Here is an 18098-nt window from a genome sequence, read left to right as displayed (position 1 = left end):
GCTCCAATCCTAGTTCTTAGCCAAGTGGGGTCTGGGACCCCACCGTCAATCCTTCATCGATTGCTCGCGCAGGGAATCGGCGAGCAGGTTCAAGCCCAGCACGAAACTCATCAGCGCGATCGTCGGCGGCAGCGCCGGATGGATGAAGGAACGCAGCAAGCGGCTTGCGTCCTTGATCGCCGTGCCCCAGTCGGGACTTTCCGGTGCCAGGCCGAGGCCGAAATAACCCAGCGTCCCCAGCAGGATGGTGGTGTAGCCGATGCGCAGGCAGGCATCGACGATCAGCGGTCCGCGCGCATTGGGCAGGATCTCCCATAGCATGATGTACCAGGGCGATTCACCGCGCGTCTGGGCCGCCGCCACATAGTCGCGCGTCTTGATGTCCATCACCAGGCCGCGCACGATGCGGAACACGCCGGGGCTGGAGGCGAACACCACCGCCACGAAGATGTTGAGCTGGTTGGGATCGATGTGGACGATGTGCAGCGGGTCCCTGTCGAAGACAAGGCCGAGATAGATCCAGCCGCCTATGATCAACGTCAGGCCGAGCAGGATGTAGATGCGGTCCGGCCGGTTCTTGAAGCGCGTCCAGAACAGAACGCAGAAGAAGATGATCGGAAACAGGAAGAAGACGCCGGCCAGCGCATAGGGGATCGGCGTGTCCATGATCCCCGGCGTCACCAGCAGGTAGAACAGCAGGATCACCGGGAAAGCCAGCACCAGATTGGCCAGGAACGACAGGATGGAATCGATCTTGCCGCCGTAATAGCCGGCCGGCAGGCCGAGCGTGATGCCGACCATGAGAGCGAAACCGGTCGCCGCCGGCGCGATGATCAGCACGATCTGGCTGCCATAGACCATGCGCGAAAACACGTCGCGCGCCAGCTTGTCGCCGCCGAACAGGTAGACCAGCCCCGATTGCGGCTCGATGGCGCCGGGCAGCGTGTCCTTCATGATCGGGATCTGGCCGAGCGGATCGAAAGGCGAGATGGTCGAGGCGAAGATCGCCGTGAACAGCCAGAACAGGCAGATGAACACGCCCGCTATGCCGACGCCGCTGTCGAACAACTGGCCGTAGAGCGCCAGCTTCTTCTTGTAGAGGAAGCTCGCCCCCATGACGATGGCGAGCGCGACCCAGACCGGCCAGAAGCGCCAGAGCACTTCGAGGATGATGGTGGAGGCGCCGATATATTGAGCTTGCATGCGCCTTCTCCCCTACTGGACCCGGATGCGCGGATTGAGGAACGCGTAACCGACATCGGAAATGAGCTGGGTGATCAGCACGATGAACACCGAGACCAGCGAACAGCCGAGCAGAAGATCGATGTCGTTGTTGCCCGCGGCCTCGACCAGCGTGTAGCCGAAGCCCTGGTAGCGGAACATCACCTCGACGATGACGACGCCGGTGAGCAGCCAGGGAAACTGCAGCATGATGACGGTGAAGGGCGCGATCAGCGCATTGCGCAGCGCGTGCTTGACCACCACGCCGCGGAAGGAAAGGCCCTTCAACCGCGCCGTGCGGATATATTGCTGCGTCATCACCTCGACCATCGAGGCGCGCGTCATGCGGGCGATATAGCCGATGCCGTAGATCGCCAGCGTGATCACCGGCAGGGTGAAATTGTAGAAGGTGATGCCCTGGCTCGCCGAGGCGGCCGAGCCGTTCAGCCAGCCGAGCCATGAAGCGAAGACGACGGTGAATATGACGCCCGACACATATTCAGGCGTTGCCGTCGAGGCGATGGATGCGACGGAAAGCACCCGGTCGGTTCGTGACCCCTCGCGCATGCCGGCGAGAATGCCGACCAGCAGCGAGACCGGCACCATCACCCCCAGCACGCACAGCATCAGGATGCCTGTGGCGCCGAGGGCCGGGAACAGCTTGGCCGCAACGGTGGTCTTGAATTTGGTCGAACAGCCGAAATCACCCTCGAGCACACCGGAGAATGTCGGCACGGTCGGGTCGTTGCAGAAGGTGAAACGCTGCGTCGTCTTTCCGGTCGCCGGATCGGTGATCGGCTGCTTGGGCACGACGCCGAGCCACTGGCCGTAGCGCGAGAAGAAATTCTGGCGGTAGCCGTGGTTGACCAGCCAGCTTTCGAGCTGATCGGCCGAGGTGTGCATTTCGGTCTGGCTGATCGCCAGCTTCTTCAGATTGGGTTCGAGATTGACTAGGAAGAAGACGACCAGCGTCAGGCACAGCATCGTGAGCAGAATTGTGCCGATGCGTCTGATGATGAATGAGAACATGCGTGCCCCCTGCCGGCCGGGTTGGGGTCAGATATAGTCAACCCTGTGACGAAAACCTTGTGACGTCACGCCGCCGCTGCATCTCATGCAACGGCGGCGATCCTGCGAATGCGAAGGGCCGTGCGCCCCTCGCATTCTTCAAGCTGTGGGTCACGCCTGATCGAGCCAGACCTTGCCGAAATCGTGCTCGTAGGTCGGGTGCATCGAGTGGTTCTTCACCTCGGGCTTGATGTTGATGTAGAGCTTGCGCCAGTACGGCTGGATGATGATGCCGGACTCCTGCAGCATCGTCTCGATGTCCTTCATCACCACCTTGCGCTTCTCCGCATCGGCGATGCCGAGCGCCTCGTTGACCTTCTTGTCGAAGTCCGGATTGGCGTAAGCGGTCTCGTTCCAGGCTTCGCCCGTGCGGTAGGCGATGGCGATGACCTGGATACCAAGCGGACGCATGTTCCAGTTGGTTTCCGAGAACGGATATTTCGTCCAGTCATTCCAGAAGGTCGAGCTCGGCAGCACGGTGCGCTTCACCTTGATGCCGGCTTCGCGCAACTGGGCCGCGATCGCGTCCGTGGTGTTCTTGTGATAATCCTCGTCGTTGCTGATCAGTTCGTGCTCGAAATCGATCACGCCGGCTTCCGTCAGCATCTGCTTGGCCTTGGCCATGTCGCGCTTGATCTTCGGCAGTTCGACATATTCAGGATGGATCGGCGCGACATGGTGGTTCTCGGCCGGCGTGCCGGCATTGCCGTAGCCAAGCTGCAGCACCACCGAATTGTCGACGGCCAGAGCCATTGCCTGGCGCACCTTCTGGTCGCCATAGGGCTTGGCGTTGACGTTGAAACGCGAGACCACGGTGGCCGCGGTCACGACTTCCGAGGGCGGCGCGCCGACGCCTGCGATGATCTTGACGTAGTCGGCGGTCGTCTCGTGGTTGGTCTGCACTTCGCCCGATTCGAAGGCGGAGACAGTCGCGGCCGGATCGGTGCCGTAGTCGATGAACTCGACGCCATCGAGGAAGGCCTCGCCCTGCCACCATTTGCCGGTGGTGCGGCGCTTGTAGACGACCTTCTGGCCGACATCGTAGGACACGAGTTCGAACGGACCGGTGCCGATCGGGCAGTTCTTGAAGTTCGCGCCCTTCTCGTCGAAGGTCTTGTGGACGATGAGGCCGGGATAGTCGCACAGGTTCGGGATGATGGCGATATCGGGCTTGGTCAGCTTGAGCTTGACCGTCATGTCGTCGACCTTGACGACCGAGCCTGCGCGCAGCTTCTTGGTCGTCTCATCGACGAGGCTGCCAAGGCGGCCCGGCATCGAGTTGCCTGCCGCCGACTTGTCGGCCCAGCGGGTGAAATTGTAGATCACGTCGTCGGCCGTGAACTTGTCGCCATTGTTCCATTCGACGCCCGGCCGCACATGCAGCGTGTATTCGGTGGCGTCGTCATTGATGTCCCAGCTCGCCAGCAGATACGGCGCGAAGGTGTACTCCTTGGTGTATTTCACCAGGGGCTCGAGCGCCTGGCGTTCGGCGTTGGAAATCTCCGACCAGTCGGCGGTACGGGGATCCTTGGGATCCTTGACCGACATGGCGACTTTCAGAACGCCGCCCTTCTTGCCCTTCACGTCCTCGGCTCTGGCCGGCGTCGGCGCGGCAAGGCCGAGCAGTCCGTAGGCCATGGCCGTCGATGCGCCAAAAACGCTGGCAAGCGCCAGGAATTCGCGGCGATCTACCGCTCCTGCCTTGGCTTCTTTGGCCATGGCCAGGATGTGATCCGGAACGCTGTCGCCGTTGCTCTTATAAATCGTCATGACTAACTCCCATTGTTGGCTTTCCGCCGATTAACATTCCGCATCCAGGCCATGATGTCAAAGACGGCGTGGAATGGGAACATGTTAGCGAATGTGCAACTTTGAAAAGGGAGCGGTTCGCGCGATAGCGACAGTCTTGGCGCAAAAGTGCTAGTGCGCCCAGATTTCGCCAAAATCTCTTTTGGCCATTAAACTGAGACATTTGCACGGCTTGCGACAGCGCCAGTTCCAGCCATCGCAGGGGCCAGCCCTCAATATTCCTTTTCGTAGAAGATGCCGCCCTTGGCCTCGCCGGCGTCGGTCGCCTCGCCGCGCAATTTGACGCCGCGCCCGACATTGAGGTCGATGGTCGCCTTGCCCGAACCCGGCTTGTCGCCCTTCTGGATGGTCACATAGGTGCGGTCGTTGAGGTACTTGCCGGCCGACACCGCCGTGCCGCCCTGGCTATCGGTGGTGACGTCGAGATCGTCGACGCCAATGGCGCTGCGCAGGTTCTCCAGCAATGACGTCGAGCCACCGACGCCGGCCAGCTGCCCGGCTGCTTCGGCCAGTTGCGCGATCTGCAGTGGCGACAGGTTCGACATCGAGCGGCCGAAGATCAGTTGCGCCAGCACCTCGTCCTCGGGCAACGCCGGCACCGAGGAGAAGGTGAATTTCGGATTGGTCGCCTCGCCCGACACAACGATGGTGACGGTGGCGCTGGTCGTCGTCGTCGTCGCGGTCAGGTTGAGGTAGGGCACCAGCGAGCCGGAGAAGCCGACCGTGCCATCGGTGAAGGTCAGCCGCTTGCCGAGGATCGACAGCCGGCCGCGCTGCAGGGTGAAGGTGCCGACCGCCTGGGGCGACGAGGCGGGGCCGGTCAGCCTGAGGGAGCCGCCCAGTTCGGCGTCGACACCCCTGCCCTGGATGAAGATCTGGTTCGGCGCATTGACGGTGACGTCGAGCGCGAGCCCGCTGCCGCCGCTCTTGCCGCTGGTCGTCGCCGGCCGCAGTGCCTTGTCCTGCGCCCTGACGGCACCAGGCGCATTCTTGTGCTTGACGTCGAGCGCCGAGAGCGAGCCCGGCAATTTATCCGGAACGGTGATGACGGTCTTGGCGAGATTGACGGTTCCGGCAATCGCCGGCGCCGATGTCAGCGGCCCCTTGATCGTCAGGTCGCCACCGAGATTGGCGGTCACCACGCGCCCATCCGTATAGCGCCCGTCGGTAAGCTTGATTGACAGATCGGCCGGAAAACCTTGCGCCGGGTTGATGCCGACCGTGCCGCTGGCCGACAGGCTGCCGCGTGTTGACAATGTTCCGGTCAGCCGGTTGATCCTGGCGACGCCGCCGCCGATCGAGACATCGGCCGTGAGGTCGTTGACGGCCAGCCCCGAGCGCGCATCGACCAGCCGCGCCCCCGAAGTGCTGACGCTGCCGCCGATGACGGGCGAAGTCGCCGGCCCGCGCACCTGGACATTGACATTGGCGGTCCCCGTCAACGCCAAGCCTTGCGCGGCAAGCTTCTGGCTGAGGATGCCGAACGGCACGGCGCCGTTGAAGTCGAGCACCAGTGCCGGCGTGCCCGCCGTGGTCACCGTGCCGCCGCCCTTCAGGCCAAGGCCGGCGCCGTCGCTGACATTGGCGTTGAAGGTCAGCTTTTTGCCGGCAAAAGTGCCGGACGAGGACACGCTCACCGCGCCGACGCCGGCACCCCGGGTCTGCGATGTCTGCACACCGGCCGCGTCGATGTTGAACGCGACGGCGGGACTGGCCGGCGCGCCCGTCACCTTCACCGTACCGGAGATCGAGCCGGCGGCATCGAGGCCAGGCGAAAAACTGTTGGCGAGCGACATCGGCACCTTGGCGAGCGTCGCATTGATGTCGAGCGCTTGCCCGACCTTGCCGGTGACCGTTGCCGTGCCGCCGCCAAGGTTGAGGACCAGCCTGTCCAGCGTCGTCGTACCGTTGGCGATGCTGACCGTCGAGGCCTGGGCGATTGCCGCCTTGAAGCCCTGCACGGTCGCCTGGCCGGAGGCGAGTTCGATGGTGGTTGTGCCATTGGCCACCTTCACGCGGCCCGCGGCCTGCGCCGGAATGCCCTTGACCGTGGCGCCACCGGAAAAGCCGGTCCAGTCGCCGTCGCGCTTCAAATCAACGTTGATGCCGCTGATCACGGTACCGCCCGATGTGACGGTATCCGCGCGGATCTTGCCCGAGATCACCGGCGCGGCGAGGTAGTTGGCGATCAGCGCATCGATGGAAACGGCCTTTGCCTGCAGGTCGCCGCGGGTGATCGAGGCGGTGGCAGCCTTGATGGCGACTTGCGGCGCTGCCCCGTTCCTCGTGAAGGCGATCGTGCCGCGCACGTCGCCCTCGGCCTTTTCCAGCGCTAGCGCCGCAAGCGGCCCGATATCGGGCAGATCGAGCGAGATGGTTCCCTCGGGCACGAACTTGTCGTCCAGCGCCAGATCGCCGGAGATCTTGTTCTTGCCCAGCGACAGCAGCAGGCCGTTGATGGCGCTCTTGCCGTCAGCCGTCGCCAGCACCGCGCTGCCTTGCAAGGCTTGTCCCGCGACATTGCCGGTGAGCTGCACATTCGCCGCCGGGTTGGCGGCATCCGCCTTGCCGGTGGCGGTGAGCCTCAGCCCGGTGATCTCGCGCTCCGCAACCAGCAGGCGATCACTGTTGACCGTCAGCGACAGATCGGGCGCGACGGCCGGTCCCTGTGCGCTTAGCGCAAAGGCAATGGCGCCTTTGGCGTCCTTCGACAGCGGCGAGATATCGGCAAGGGCGCCTGTGATGTCGGCCGCCACCTTGTTGTCGGCAAGGCTCGCCTGCCCCTGTGCGGTCAGTCCACCCGATGCCAGCTTCAGTCCATCGACATTGATACTGCCGTTGGGATCGCGCTTCAGTGTGGCGCTGATCCGCGCGCGTTCGCCGAGCATGCCACGCGCTGCGGCCGGCAAGGCCGACGACGGTGCGTCCGCGCTCAGCGTAAGGTCGATGGCGCCGTCGCGCAGCGATACCTGGCCGGCGACCTGGCTGTTCAGCGCTTCGCTCTTGAGCGAGCCACTTTCGATGGCGACGGAGTTGGGCGTCAGCCGGGCGTTGAGTGCGGCCGTGACCTTGCCGGCGATCAGCGGCGCGATCGCGGCATTGTCGAGACCGACCTTGTCGACCGACACCGTGCCGGAAACCGGCCCGGCGCGATTCCTGAGATCGAACGCATCCGAATGCAACGCCAGGACAAGCCCGTCCACCTTGGCCGGACTGGTGGTGACCGACGGCAGGATCGCGGAAACGTCCAGGCGGGCCTGCGTGCTCTCGCCCGCCACCTTTGCCGACAGGGACTGGACTTCGATCCTGACCGGGCTCGCGGCGCTGCCGACCGTCAGCGGCAGGCTGGGGCCGGATGAGATGAGATTCAGCACGAAATCGCTGGCGCCATTGGGGTTGATCGTGCCGGAAGCCTTGCCGGAAATCTTCTCGCCCGAGAGCGTCGCATGGTCGAGCGCGACGCCGCCAGCCAAAGTGTAGGCGCCGGCCGCATCGACAGCGAGCGGCCCTAGCCCGGCCTGGCGGGTTTGGCTGGTTTCGACGCCGGCAAGCTGTGCGTCGAACCGAACCTGTGGAGCAGCCGGCGTTCCGGTCACCTGCGCCGTGCCACCCAGCGTACCTACGGCATCGAGCCCAGGTGCAAAATCATTGGCAAGGGCTGCCGGCAGCGCGGAAAACTGTGCCGCGAGATCGAGCGTCTGGCCGACGCTGCCCGACAACGTCACCGCGCCGCCGCCAATGTCCAGCGCCAGTCTCTCGATGCTGGTCGTGCCATTGGCGATGGTAAGTGTCGAGGCTTCAGCGATAGCCGCCTTGATGCCGCGAACCGTCGCCTCGCCCGAGGCGATCTCGACGCTGGTGGTCCCCTCGGCGATCTTGACCCGGCCGGCGGCTGTCGCCGGAATGCCTGCAATCGTCGCGCCGCCGGTGAAATTGGTCCAGTCGCCGTCGCGCTTCAGGTCGACACCGATGCCGCTGATCTCGGTGGCGCCCGCCGTGACAGCGTCAGCCTTGATGGTGCCCGAGATCGCCGGCGCCTTGAGATAGTTGGCGATCAGCGCGTTGACGGCGATCGTCTTGGCCGTCACCTCGCCACGCGCGATCGACGTGCTTTTCGCATCGATGGTGACGGACGGTGCCTCGCCATCCCGAGCAAAGAGGATGGTGCCGTTGATGTCGCCGGTCACCGCCTGGCCGGCGAGTGCCGCCAACTGGTCGATTGCCGGTGCGGCGAGCGTCAACGTGCCGAGCGGCATGAACTTGTCGTCAAGCGCGAGGTCGCCAGAAACCTTGTTGTCGCCCAGCGAGACGAGGAAACCGTTGATCGAGCGCTTGCCCTCGCTGGTCACCAGCGCCGCCTTGACGTCGAGCGGCTGGTCGTTGACGGCGCCGGTCAGCGAGACATCGGCGGAAGGGCTTGCAATGTCGGCCTTGCCGCTCGCCGTCAACTTGATCGCCTTCACGGTGCGGCCTGACGCCGTCAGGCTATCGCTGTCGGCGGAGACGGTGAAATCCGGCGCCGTCCGGGCGCCGCTGGCCGACAGCGAGAAATTGACGCCGCCGGCAACCGGCACGCCGACCATTGGCGACAGCACCGAAACGTCGCCCAGCGTGCCCTTGATGTCGGCCTGGATGTCCGTTCCTTGCGCACTGGCGGTGCCGCTGGCGCTGAGCGAACCGGACGTCAACGAGATCGAATTGGCGGCAAAGGCGCCTTGCGGATCGCGCGTCGCGGCGGCCGAGAATTTCACCCGGTCGCCGAGCACCGAGCTGATCTGCGGCGGCAAGGCGGTCGACACCGCATCGGCGTTCATCTTGAGCTGCATCGAGAGATCGGCAAGCGCCACCGTCATCGTCAGCGAGGCGTTGAGCGCATCGGAGCGCATTGTGCCCTGGTCGATAGTGATGGCATCCTTGCTCAGCGATCCCGCCAGGTCGACATCGACCTTGCCGGTGACCAGCGGCGCCAGCGTCGCCACATCGGTCTTCAACCCGCCCGCCGTCAGCTTGACGGCAACCGGACCGGCGCGGTTCTGGATGTCGAAGCCGTCGGAATGGATTTGTGCCGCCAGATCGTTCAGTTGCGTGCCGCCCGCCACCACCGAAGCCAGCGAAGCACCGATATCGACGATCGGCGCCTTGCCGTCGCCGAACGCACGGGCGGTGGCGTTCCTGATCGCCAGCGTTATCGGTTGCGCCGCACTTCCCACCGTGATCTGCACAGGCGCGCCCTTGGCGGCAATTTGAACCGATAGATCGCTGGCGCCGGCCGGGTCGGCGATGCCGGTCGCGGTGCCATGGATGGCATCGCTTTCGATGCTGGCCCGGTCGATACTGATGCCGCCGGCCGATGTGGCGGTGCCGGCGACATCGAAGCTGGTCTTGCCGGCAAACAGCGGCCTCAGATTCTCCGGCAGGAAGGGCGCGAACTCACCATCGCCCTTGGCCTCCACGTGATTGCCCTTGTCGGTGAGCTGATGACGGCCCGTCAATTGCGTGACGATCTTGCCGTCGACCGTGAACGTGGCGATGCCGTTCCAGTTGGCGAGCGGCCCCGTGCCCGAGACGGTTATGTCGACCGGCGGCGCGTCCGGCAGCTTGAGCAGATTGGCGATGATGCCGCCTGCCGGCTCCGAAGCCTTGAGGTCGAGGTCGAGCCTGTTGTCACCAGGCGCGAAGTGAATCTTGGCGTCGACATTGCCTTGCTTGCCGTCGTGGCGGGTGACGGCGAGCGTCGTTTCGACCGCCAGCGGCGCGGCGTCGGCCTTGAGCATCCCCTTGGCGGCAAGTTCGGCGATGCCGCTGCCGGCCAGTTGCGGGCCAAGCGCGATTTCGGGAAGGTCTATCTGCTTGACGTCGATGGCAACCGGCAGCGTCGTTGCGCCGCCACTCGGCGCCGGCGGCTGCGTGCCGGCGATCGGCAGGCGTGCGAGTTCAATGCGCTCGGCGGCGATGCGGTCGGCACTGAAGCTTTTCGACAGAAGCGCCAGCGGCGACCAGTCGACGGCCACCTTGCGGGCAACCAACCAGGCGCCCTGGCGGTCTTCCAGCACGACATGATCGACGCTGAGGTTACCCGACCAGATGCCATCGATGCCGCTGACCGTGATCTTGCGGTCGTCGTTCGAGGCCAATCGCGAAACGATGCCGGCGAGATTGTCGCGTCCGCGCTCGGTCTTGGTCAGCACGACAAGCGCGCCGATCACGCCCGCAACCACGATCAGCAGCGTGTAGAGGACAATGCGGAGGATGCGCCAGACGATCTTCATGTCAAAACGCCTGCCCGATGCCGGCATAGATGCCGAAATGCGGATCACTGGGGTCGCGGTTGAGCGGCACGGCCGCATCGATGCGCAGCGGCCCGAACGGCGTGACATAGCGCAGGCCGACACCGGCGCCGACCTTGACGTCGGAGAAGTTCGGAACCGACTTCGTCGACACCGTGCCGGCATCGACGAAAGGCACGATGCCGATCGTGTCGGTGACGGCGATGCGCATCTCGACTGAGGTCTCGAAGAAGGACAGGCCGCCGATCGGCTGGCCGTTGAAATCCTTGGGGCCGATGCCCTGATAGGCATAGCCACGCACCGAACCGCCGCCGCCGGAGTAGAAGCGCCTGTCGGCAGGCACGTTCTGCAGTCCAGTGCCGACGATCGAACCTACGGCGACGCGCTCGGCCAGCACGAACTTCGAGGCCGTGTCCAGCGACTGATAGGCCGAGCCCTCGCCCTTCAGCTTGAGGAAGGCCGCGCCACTCATGATGTCGTAGCTCGGCTCGGCATAGGCCAGGACCCGGAAGCCGCTGGTCGGGTTCAGCCTGCTATCCCTGTTGTCATAGACATATTGCAGCGGGACACTGGCGATAAGGTAGGTGTGTTTGCCGAACGCATCCGTGATCCTGGAATAGTCGAGCGCCACCTCCGCCGAGACGGTCTGCTTCTTGTCGAGTTCATAGGACAGGCCTGTGCTGCCCTTGACCGAGAAATGGTCATACGCGTCCGGATGCTCGAGCACGGTCTTCACGCCGGCAAAGAACTTCGACGCCGGTCCGATCACGCCGGGTTTCTCGAACATGATGCCGGCATTGTAGTTCAGTTCCGAGAGATTGTTGCTGCCGATGCCCGAGATGGCGCCGTCGATGCGCAGCTTTTCCGCGTGGCCAAACAGGTTGCGATGCCCCCAATAGCCTTCCAGGCCCAGCCCCTCGGTGTTCGAGAAGGTACCGCCGAGGCCGAAATAGCGCGGCTTGCGTTCGCTGACCTGAACGCCGATCGGAAGGTTGCCGTCGGCGTCGAGCTTGTCGGCTTCCTTGAAGGTCACGCTGTTGAAGACCTCGAGCGCCAGCAGCCTGTCGCGCGCGTCGCTGATCTCCTGCGGCGAGTACTGCTTGCCGCGCTTCAGCCCGGTCATGTATTCGGTGAAGTCGCGGTCGACCTTCTCGGTGCCTTCGACCGTCGTCGCGCCATAACCGGCGACCGGCCCGGCCGCCACCGTCAGCGTCACGTCGAGCGTCGAGTTGGCATGGTCGGCGACGATCTGCCGGTCGGTCACCTTGGCCAGCGGCCTGCCCTGCTCCTTCAGCGTCCGCACGATCAGCGCCTCGGCCTTGAGCACGGCGCCCGACCCGGCGTCGCCGCCCGATATCAGGCCGTAATCGGCGCTCATCAGCCCGGCGGCGTCGCCTTCCAACCTGATGTTACCGAGGGTGAATTTGGGGCCGGTGGCAATATTGATCGACACCGGGATCGGCTGCGGGCCCTTGAATTCGGCGTCCGGCGGCAAGTCGTCGAGCGGCTTGCCGTCTATGGTGATGGTGACCACGCCTTCATAGCGGGCATCGGCGTAAAGGGCGGCGACCAGTTGCTCACGGTCGCTACGCGCCTTGGCCATGAGCCCGAGGGAACCCGAAACCGGGCGATCCTCGTCGCCCTTTAGCGCCGAGGCGTTTTCAAGCTTCTTGGTGAGGTCCTTGTCCGCGTCGGGCGCGTTGAGCGTCACGGCGTAGCGCAGGGGATCGACGATGTCGGCGTCCTGGTCGTTGGAGGATCCCCACAGCTTGATGCCGAAAAGCTCGAAAGCAGCGGCGGTCCTTGATTCGGCGACCAGCGCGCTCGTGCACATCACGGCCAAAAGCAGGGCGCGCGGAAGGGCGCGCCCTGGCGCGTTCCTTCCTGACATCTGCTTTTCATGCGCCGGCATTAAGACAACCTAGGTTACAAAACTAAAATTGGAATGAAGTTCTGAAGCGCTCGTAAAGGGGCCACAATCCAATTGTCTGAAATAGGACGGGCTTGGAATTCACACCTTCTGCGTGTCCGCAAGAATGCGTGATCCCCTGTCCTATGGAGGTTACTGTCCGCATACCGGTCCTTGGCCGGAAAATAAACCGTTGGCAGGCGGCACCTGCCGCGTCCGCGCGTTGACAAGCTCGACTGAAGCTTGAACATGCCCGGACGTCTGCAATTGTCTGGAGGGTGTTATGACAATGCGCGCGGCTCGTGGTCTGTCGATCCTGATCCTTTTTTTCTTCGCTTGGGGAACTGTCGCGCAAGCGGCCGAGGCCCGGCGAATCGCAACGACCGACAATTCCGACTATTTCGGCTTTGACCTCAGATCCGACCAGAATGTCACCCTCGACCAGTGCAAGACGACATGCCTTGGCGATCCGGCCTGCCGCGCCTTCACTTACAACACTAAGGCCAAATGGTGCTTTCTCAAATCCGACTACAACCAACTGAAGCCGTTCAACGGCGCGGTCGCCGGCAAGATCGTCAAAATTGACGGCGATCCCGATATCGGCGCCCCGCCGGAACTCGCCTTCTTCCCCAACTGGATGGCCGACCAGGCCCAGCAATACCGCAACAGGCTGCTTGGCCCGGCCTTTGACAAGCCGACCGAAGGCATGGCCGCCTTGATCAACTCGGCCGAGCAGGCCGTACAGACCGGCGACCATCGCTCCGCCATGCAGAAATACGAATCCGCTGTCTCGGTAATGCCCGACGATGGCAAGCTTTGGCTCAACCTGGCACGCGAAACGCTGGCCGTGCAGCCCACGGCCGGCACCGTGGAAGTCTCCACTTTCCCGATGAACGGCACTTCGGCTGCTTTCAACGCCTATAAGCTCTTGCGCACCACCAAGACGCGCGCCGACGCGCTGGCCCTGCTCGGTGCCGGTCTCGACAAGCGCGATCTCTACCGGCCGGCCCTGCAGGCATATGAGGCGAGCCTGGCGCTGGTAACGTCACCGGCCGTGCAGGCCGACTATGCCGATCTGAAAGCCCGCAAGGGTTTCCGCGTCATCGACCACAGCGTCGACGCCGACACCAGCGCGCCGCGCATCTGCGCGCAATTCTCCGAGGACCTGGTCAAGACCGGTGTCGATTATGCGCAGTTCGTGACAGTCGACAACGCGCCGCCGAAGGGCGTCGAGGCCAAGGGCAAGCAGATCTGCGTCGAAGGGCTCGAACACGGCCAGCATTATGACGTCACCTTCCGCGCTGGCCTGCCTGCGGCGATCGGCGAAGTGACCGCCGCTCCCGTGGTGCTGTCGATCTACGTGCAGGATCGCGCCCCGTCCGCCCGCTTCACCGGCGACAGCTTCGTGTTGCCGGCTGGCGCGCGCCGCGGCATTCCGGTGGTCACCGTCAACATGAATGCAGCCGAGATGAAGCTCTACCGCATCGGCGACCGTTCGCTGGCGCAGCTGCTGTCGGGCTACCAGTTCCTTCACCAGCTCGACGGCTATGACATCTCCAACATTTCCGAGCAGATGGGCGCGCCGGTCTGGCAGGGCCAGCTCGACATCGTCAACGACCTCAACAAGGAGGTCACCACCTCCTTCCCGGTCGACGAAGCGCTGCCGCAGCGCAAGCCCGGCGTCTATGTGCTGACCGCCCAGTCCGTCAACGGCAAGGGCGACGACTACAATTCGATGGCCACCCAGTGGTTCGTCGTCTCCGACATCGGACTGTCGACCTATACCGGCCAGGACGGGCTCAACGTCTTTGCCCGTTCGCTTGGCTCGGCCAAGCCGATCGCCGGCGCCGAACTGACGCTGGTTGCCCGTAACAACGAGATTCTCGGCACCGCGACCTCGGATGCCGACGGCCACGCCGTCTTCAACCCCGGCCTGACGCGCGGTGACGGCGGCATGGTGCCGGCCGTTCTGATGGCCAAGCAGGGCGACAATGATTTCGTCTTCCTCGACATGTCCAAGGCCGGCTTCGACCTCTCCGACCGTGGCGTTACCGGGCGCGCGGCGCCCGGCGCGCTCGACGTCTATGCCTGGACCGAGCGCGGCATCTACCGCGCCGGCGAGGATATCCATGTCGCCGCTCTTGCCCGCGATGGCGCCGCCAAGGCGGTCGAGAACCTGCCGCTGACCTTCATCTTCTCGCGCCCCGACGGCGTCGAGGACCGCCGCATCGTCAGCGACGGCGCTTCGGCCGGCGGCCATGCCGTCGACCTGCCGCTCGAAGCCAACGCCATGCGCGGCACCTGGTCGGTGTCGATCCATACCGATCCCAAGCAGCCGGCCGTCGCCAGCCAGATGTTCCTGGTCGAGGATTTCGTGCCGGATCGCATCGAATTCGACATGAAGGCCGACAAGCAGGAAATCGAGCGCGGCGAAACCGCCAACATCGACATCGACGGCCGCTTCCTCTATGGCGCGCCAGCGGCGGGCCTGGCACTGGAAGGCGAACTGACGCTGTCGACGTCCCGCGACTGGGACCGCTTCCCCAACTTTTCCTTCGGCCTCGCAGACGAGCAGTCGGCGGAACCGACGGTCACGCCGCTGACCAACCTGCCGGTGGTCGGCGATGACGGCAAGGCGACCTTCCCGATCTCCGTCGACCAGTTGCCCTCGACCACCAAGCTGGTCAACGGCAAGGTGACGGTGCGCATGCGCGAAACCGGTGGCCGCGCCATCGAGCGCTCGCTCAACATCGGCATCCGCCCGCAAGGCCATATGATCGGCATTCGTCCGGACTTCGCCGATGATGAGGTGCCGCAGGGCGGCACGGCCAAGTTCAGCCTGATCGCGGTCGATCCGGCTGGCAAGCGCGAGGCGCTGAAAGGCGCGCAGTGGACGCTGGTCAAGGTCGAACGCAATTACCAATGGTACCGCTCCAACAATTCGTGGAGCTACGAGCCGGTCACCTTGACCAAGTCGATCGCCAACGGCCAGATCGACCTCAGCGCCGATGGTGACGCAACCGTCTCCGTGCCGGTCGATTGGGGCCAGTACAGGCTCGAGGTGGAAACTTCCGATCCCGAGGGTCCTGCCACCAGCTACGAATTCGACGCCGGTTGGTATGTCGCCTCGACCACCACCGAAACGCCCGACGGCCTGGAGATCGCTCTCGACAAGGACAATTATGCCGCCGGCGAAGTGGCGAAGCTGAAAGTCTCGCCGCATTTTGCCGGCGAACTTCTGATCAATATCGGTTCCGACAAGCTGTTGAAGACCGTCACGGCGACGGTGCCGGCCGGCGGCAGCACCGTCGACATCCCGGTCGGCGACGATTGGGGCGCCGGCGCCTATGTCACGGCAACCCTGTTCAGGCCGGGCGACGCCCAGGAAACACGCATGCCGGCCCGCGCCATCGGCGTAAAATGGCTGACGGTCGATCCGGGATCGAAGAAGCTCGCCGTAACGCTGACGCCGCCGGGCAAGACGACGCCGCGCCAGCAACTGTCGATCCCGGTTGCCGTGGCTGGCGTGCAGCCGGGCACCAACGCCTATGTCATGGTGGCCGCCGTCGATGTCGGCATCCTCAATTTGACCAACTACAAGGCGCCGGACCCGGAGAACTGGTTCTTCGGCCAGCGCATGCTGGGCATGGAGATCCGCGACATCTACGGCCGCCTGATCGACGGCTCGCTCGGCACCACCGGCAAGCTCAGGACCGGCGGTGACGGCGCCAACATGCAGGCGCAGGGCAGCCCGCCGACCGAAAAGCTGGTCGCCTTCTTCTCCGGCCCGGTCCAGCTCGACGCTGACGGCAAGGCACGCATCGACTTCGATATTCCGCAGTTCAACGGCACCGTGCGCGTCATGGCCGTCGCCTGGACCAAGGAAGCGGTCGGCCATGCCCAGTCGGATGTCATCGTGCGTGACCCGGTGGTCATCACCGCCGGCCTGCCGCGCTTCCTGGCGCCCGGCGACGCCGCCGTCATGCGGCTCGACGTCGCCGACACCGATGGCCCCGCCGGCGATTATGCCTTCTCGATCGACACGACAGGCGACCTGTCGACGGGCGACAAGCCCCTGCCGCAGAAGCTGACGCTCGCCCAGGGCAAGCGCCAGACGCTGACCGTGCCGCTGATCGCGAAGACGCCGGGCAATGCCTCGCTCACCATCAAACTGGCGCATGCCGACGGCACCAAGGTCGAGCAGACGCTGTACGTACCGGTGCGCCCAGCGCAGTTGCCGGTCACCACGCGCCTTGTGGTCGACCTCAAGGGCAATGGCGGCGCGCTCCGCGTCGACAAGGAGCTCTTGGCGGCAAGCCTGCTCGACGGTGCTTCCGTCAGCGTCGGCGTTTCGCAGGCGGCGGCCTTCGACGTGCCCTCGCTCCTGATGACGCTCGACCGCTACCCCTATGGCTGCGCCGAGCAGACCACCAGCCGCGCCATGCCGCTTCTCTATGTCAACGAGATGGCCTCGGGCATCGGCATGGAAAGCGACCCCGACCTGCATGGCCGCATCCAGGACGCCATCTACAAGGTCCTGAGCTACCAGTCCTCGAGCGGCAGCTTCGGCCTGTGGGGTCCGGGTTCCGGCGATCTGTGGCTCGATGCCTATGTCAGCGAGTTCCTGACCAGGGCGCGCGAGCAGAAATACGAGGTGCCGGCGCTGGCCATGAACCAGGCGCTGGGCAATCTGCAGAACTCGCTCGGCTACGACCAGAGCGTACAGGACCGCGGCAGCGAGATCGCCTACGCCCTCTACGTTCTGGCCCGCAACAAGAAGGCCTCGATCGGCGACTTGCGCTACTATGCCGACACCCAGCTCGAAGCCTTCTCGAGCCCGATGGCCGTTGCCCAACTGGCGGCGAGCCTTGCGCTCTACGGCGACACACAGCGCTCGGAGGCGACGTTCAAGACCGCATTGCAGCTGGCCAAGTCGCAGACCGACTACGACTGGTACCGCTCCGACTACGGTTCGGCGCTGCGTGACGGCGCGGCGATGCTGTCGCTGGCGGCGGAATCGAAGCCGGTGTCGACGATCGTGCCCGAGCTGATCAAGCTGGTGACCAGGGAACGCGCCGAAGTCCGCTGGACTAGCACCCAGGACGATTCCTGGATGCTGCTGGCGGCCCGCGCGCTGAAGGAGGGCAACGACTCGATCACGCTGACCGTCAACGGCGCGCCGCATTCGGGCGGCTATTCCAGCCAGGTCAACGGCTCCGAATTGGTCGACAGCCCGCTCGAAATCGCCAACACCGGCAAGACCCCACTGCAGGCCGTCGTCACCACAGTGGCATCGCCGATCCAGCCCTTGCCGGCCGGCGGCGACGGCTTCACCATCGACCGCACCTACTACAAGCTCGACGGCACCGAAGCCAATGTGACGGAGGCTACCCAGAACGAACGCTATGTCGTCGTGCTCAAGGTCACCGAGCAGAACAGCTGGCCGTCTCGCCTTCTGGTCACCGACCTCTTGCCGGCCGGCTTCGAGATCGACAATCCCGGCCTGGTCTCCAGCGCCCAATTGACCAACTTCTTCTGGCTGGCACAGACCGACGCCGCGCATCTTGAATTCCGCGACGACCGTTTCGTCGCGGCGTTCAACCCGGCCGATGGCGACCACGACCACAATCTGACGCTTGCCTATGTCGTGCGCGCCGTGACGCCGGGCACCTACGCACATCCGGCGGCAACGGTGGAGGACATGTACCGGCCGCAATTTTCGGCCCGCACCGCCACCGGCATGATGGAGATCAAGGCGCCGTAAGGCGCCTTGGCGAAGATGAACACGCCGATATCCGCGACAG

At 64.5% G+C, this 18098-nt stretch carries 6 protein-coding genes; 1 reads left to right on the top strand and 5 read right to left on the bottom strand.

Going from position 1 to position 18098, the window contains the following annotated elements; all coding sequences use genetic code 11:
- Positions 1-45: 45 nt before the first annotated feature.
- The 5 genes from EB233_RS15330 to EB233_RS15310 all read right to left on the bottom strand — a co-directional run bounded on the left by EB233_RS15330 (position 46) and on the right by EB233_RS15310 (position 12297).
- Complete coding sequence (locus EB233_RS15330; RefSeq protein WP_064988106.1) at positions 46-1203, bottom strand: ABC transporter permease; 1158 nt, start codon at positions 1201-1203, stop codon at positions 46-48.
- Positions 1204-1215: 12 nt separating this feature from the next.
- Positions 1216-2250 carry an ABC transporter permease gene (locus EB233_RS15325; protein WP_027051027.1) on the bottom strand — a complete coding sequence of 345 codons (1035 nt, stop codon included), beginning with the start codon at positions 2248-2250 and terminating at the stop codon, positions 1216-1218.
- Between the two features lie 150 nt (positions 2251-2400).
- Positions 2401-4059 carry an ABC transporter substrate-binding protein gene (locus EB233_RS15320; protein WP_064988105.1) on the bottom strand — a complete coding sequence of 553 codons (1659 nt, stop codon included), beginning with the start codon at positions 4057-4059 and terminating at the stop codon, positions 2401-2403.
- Positions 4060-4310: 251 nt separating this feature from the next.
- Positions 4311-10367 carry a translocation/assembly module TamB domain-containing protein gene (locus EB233_RS15315; RefSeq protein WP_064988104.1) on the bottom strand — a complete coding sequence of 2019 codons (6057 nt, stop codon included), beginning with the start codon at positions 10365-10367 and terminating at the stop codon, positions 4311-4313.
- A 1-nt stretch (position 10368) separates the two neighbouring features.
- Positions 10369-12297, bottom strand: coding sequence for an autotransporter assembly complex protein TamA (locus EB233_RS15310; RefSeq protein WP_064988103.1), 1929 nt, complete (start codon positions 12295-12297; stop codon positions 10369-10371).
- 280 nt (positions 12298-12577) lie between these two features.
- On the opposite strand from EB233_RS15310, the gene EB233_RS15305 reads away from it, so the two are divergent.
- Positions 12578-18058, top strand: coding sequence for an alpha-2-macroglobulin family protein (locus EB233_RS15305; RefSeq protein ID WP_064988102.1), 5481 nt, complete (start codon positions 12578-12580; stop codon positions 18056-18058).
- The last annotated feature ends 40 nt before the right edge of the window (positions 18059-18098 follow it).

Source organism: Mesorhizobium erdmanii, from assembly GCF_013170725.1.
Classification (GTDB): Bacteria; Pseudomonadota; Alphaproteobacteria; order Rhizobiales; family Rhizobiaceae; genus Mesorhizobium; species Mesorhizobium erdmanii.
The sequence above is the reverse complement of the archived record's forward strand: the minus strand, read 5'-3'. Positions and strand labels throughout refer to the sequence as shown.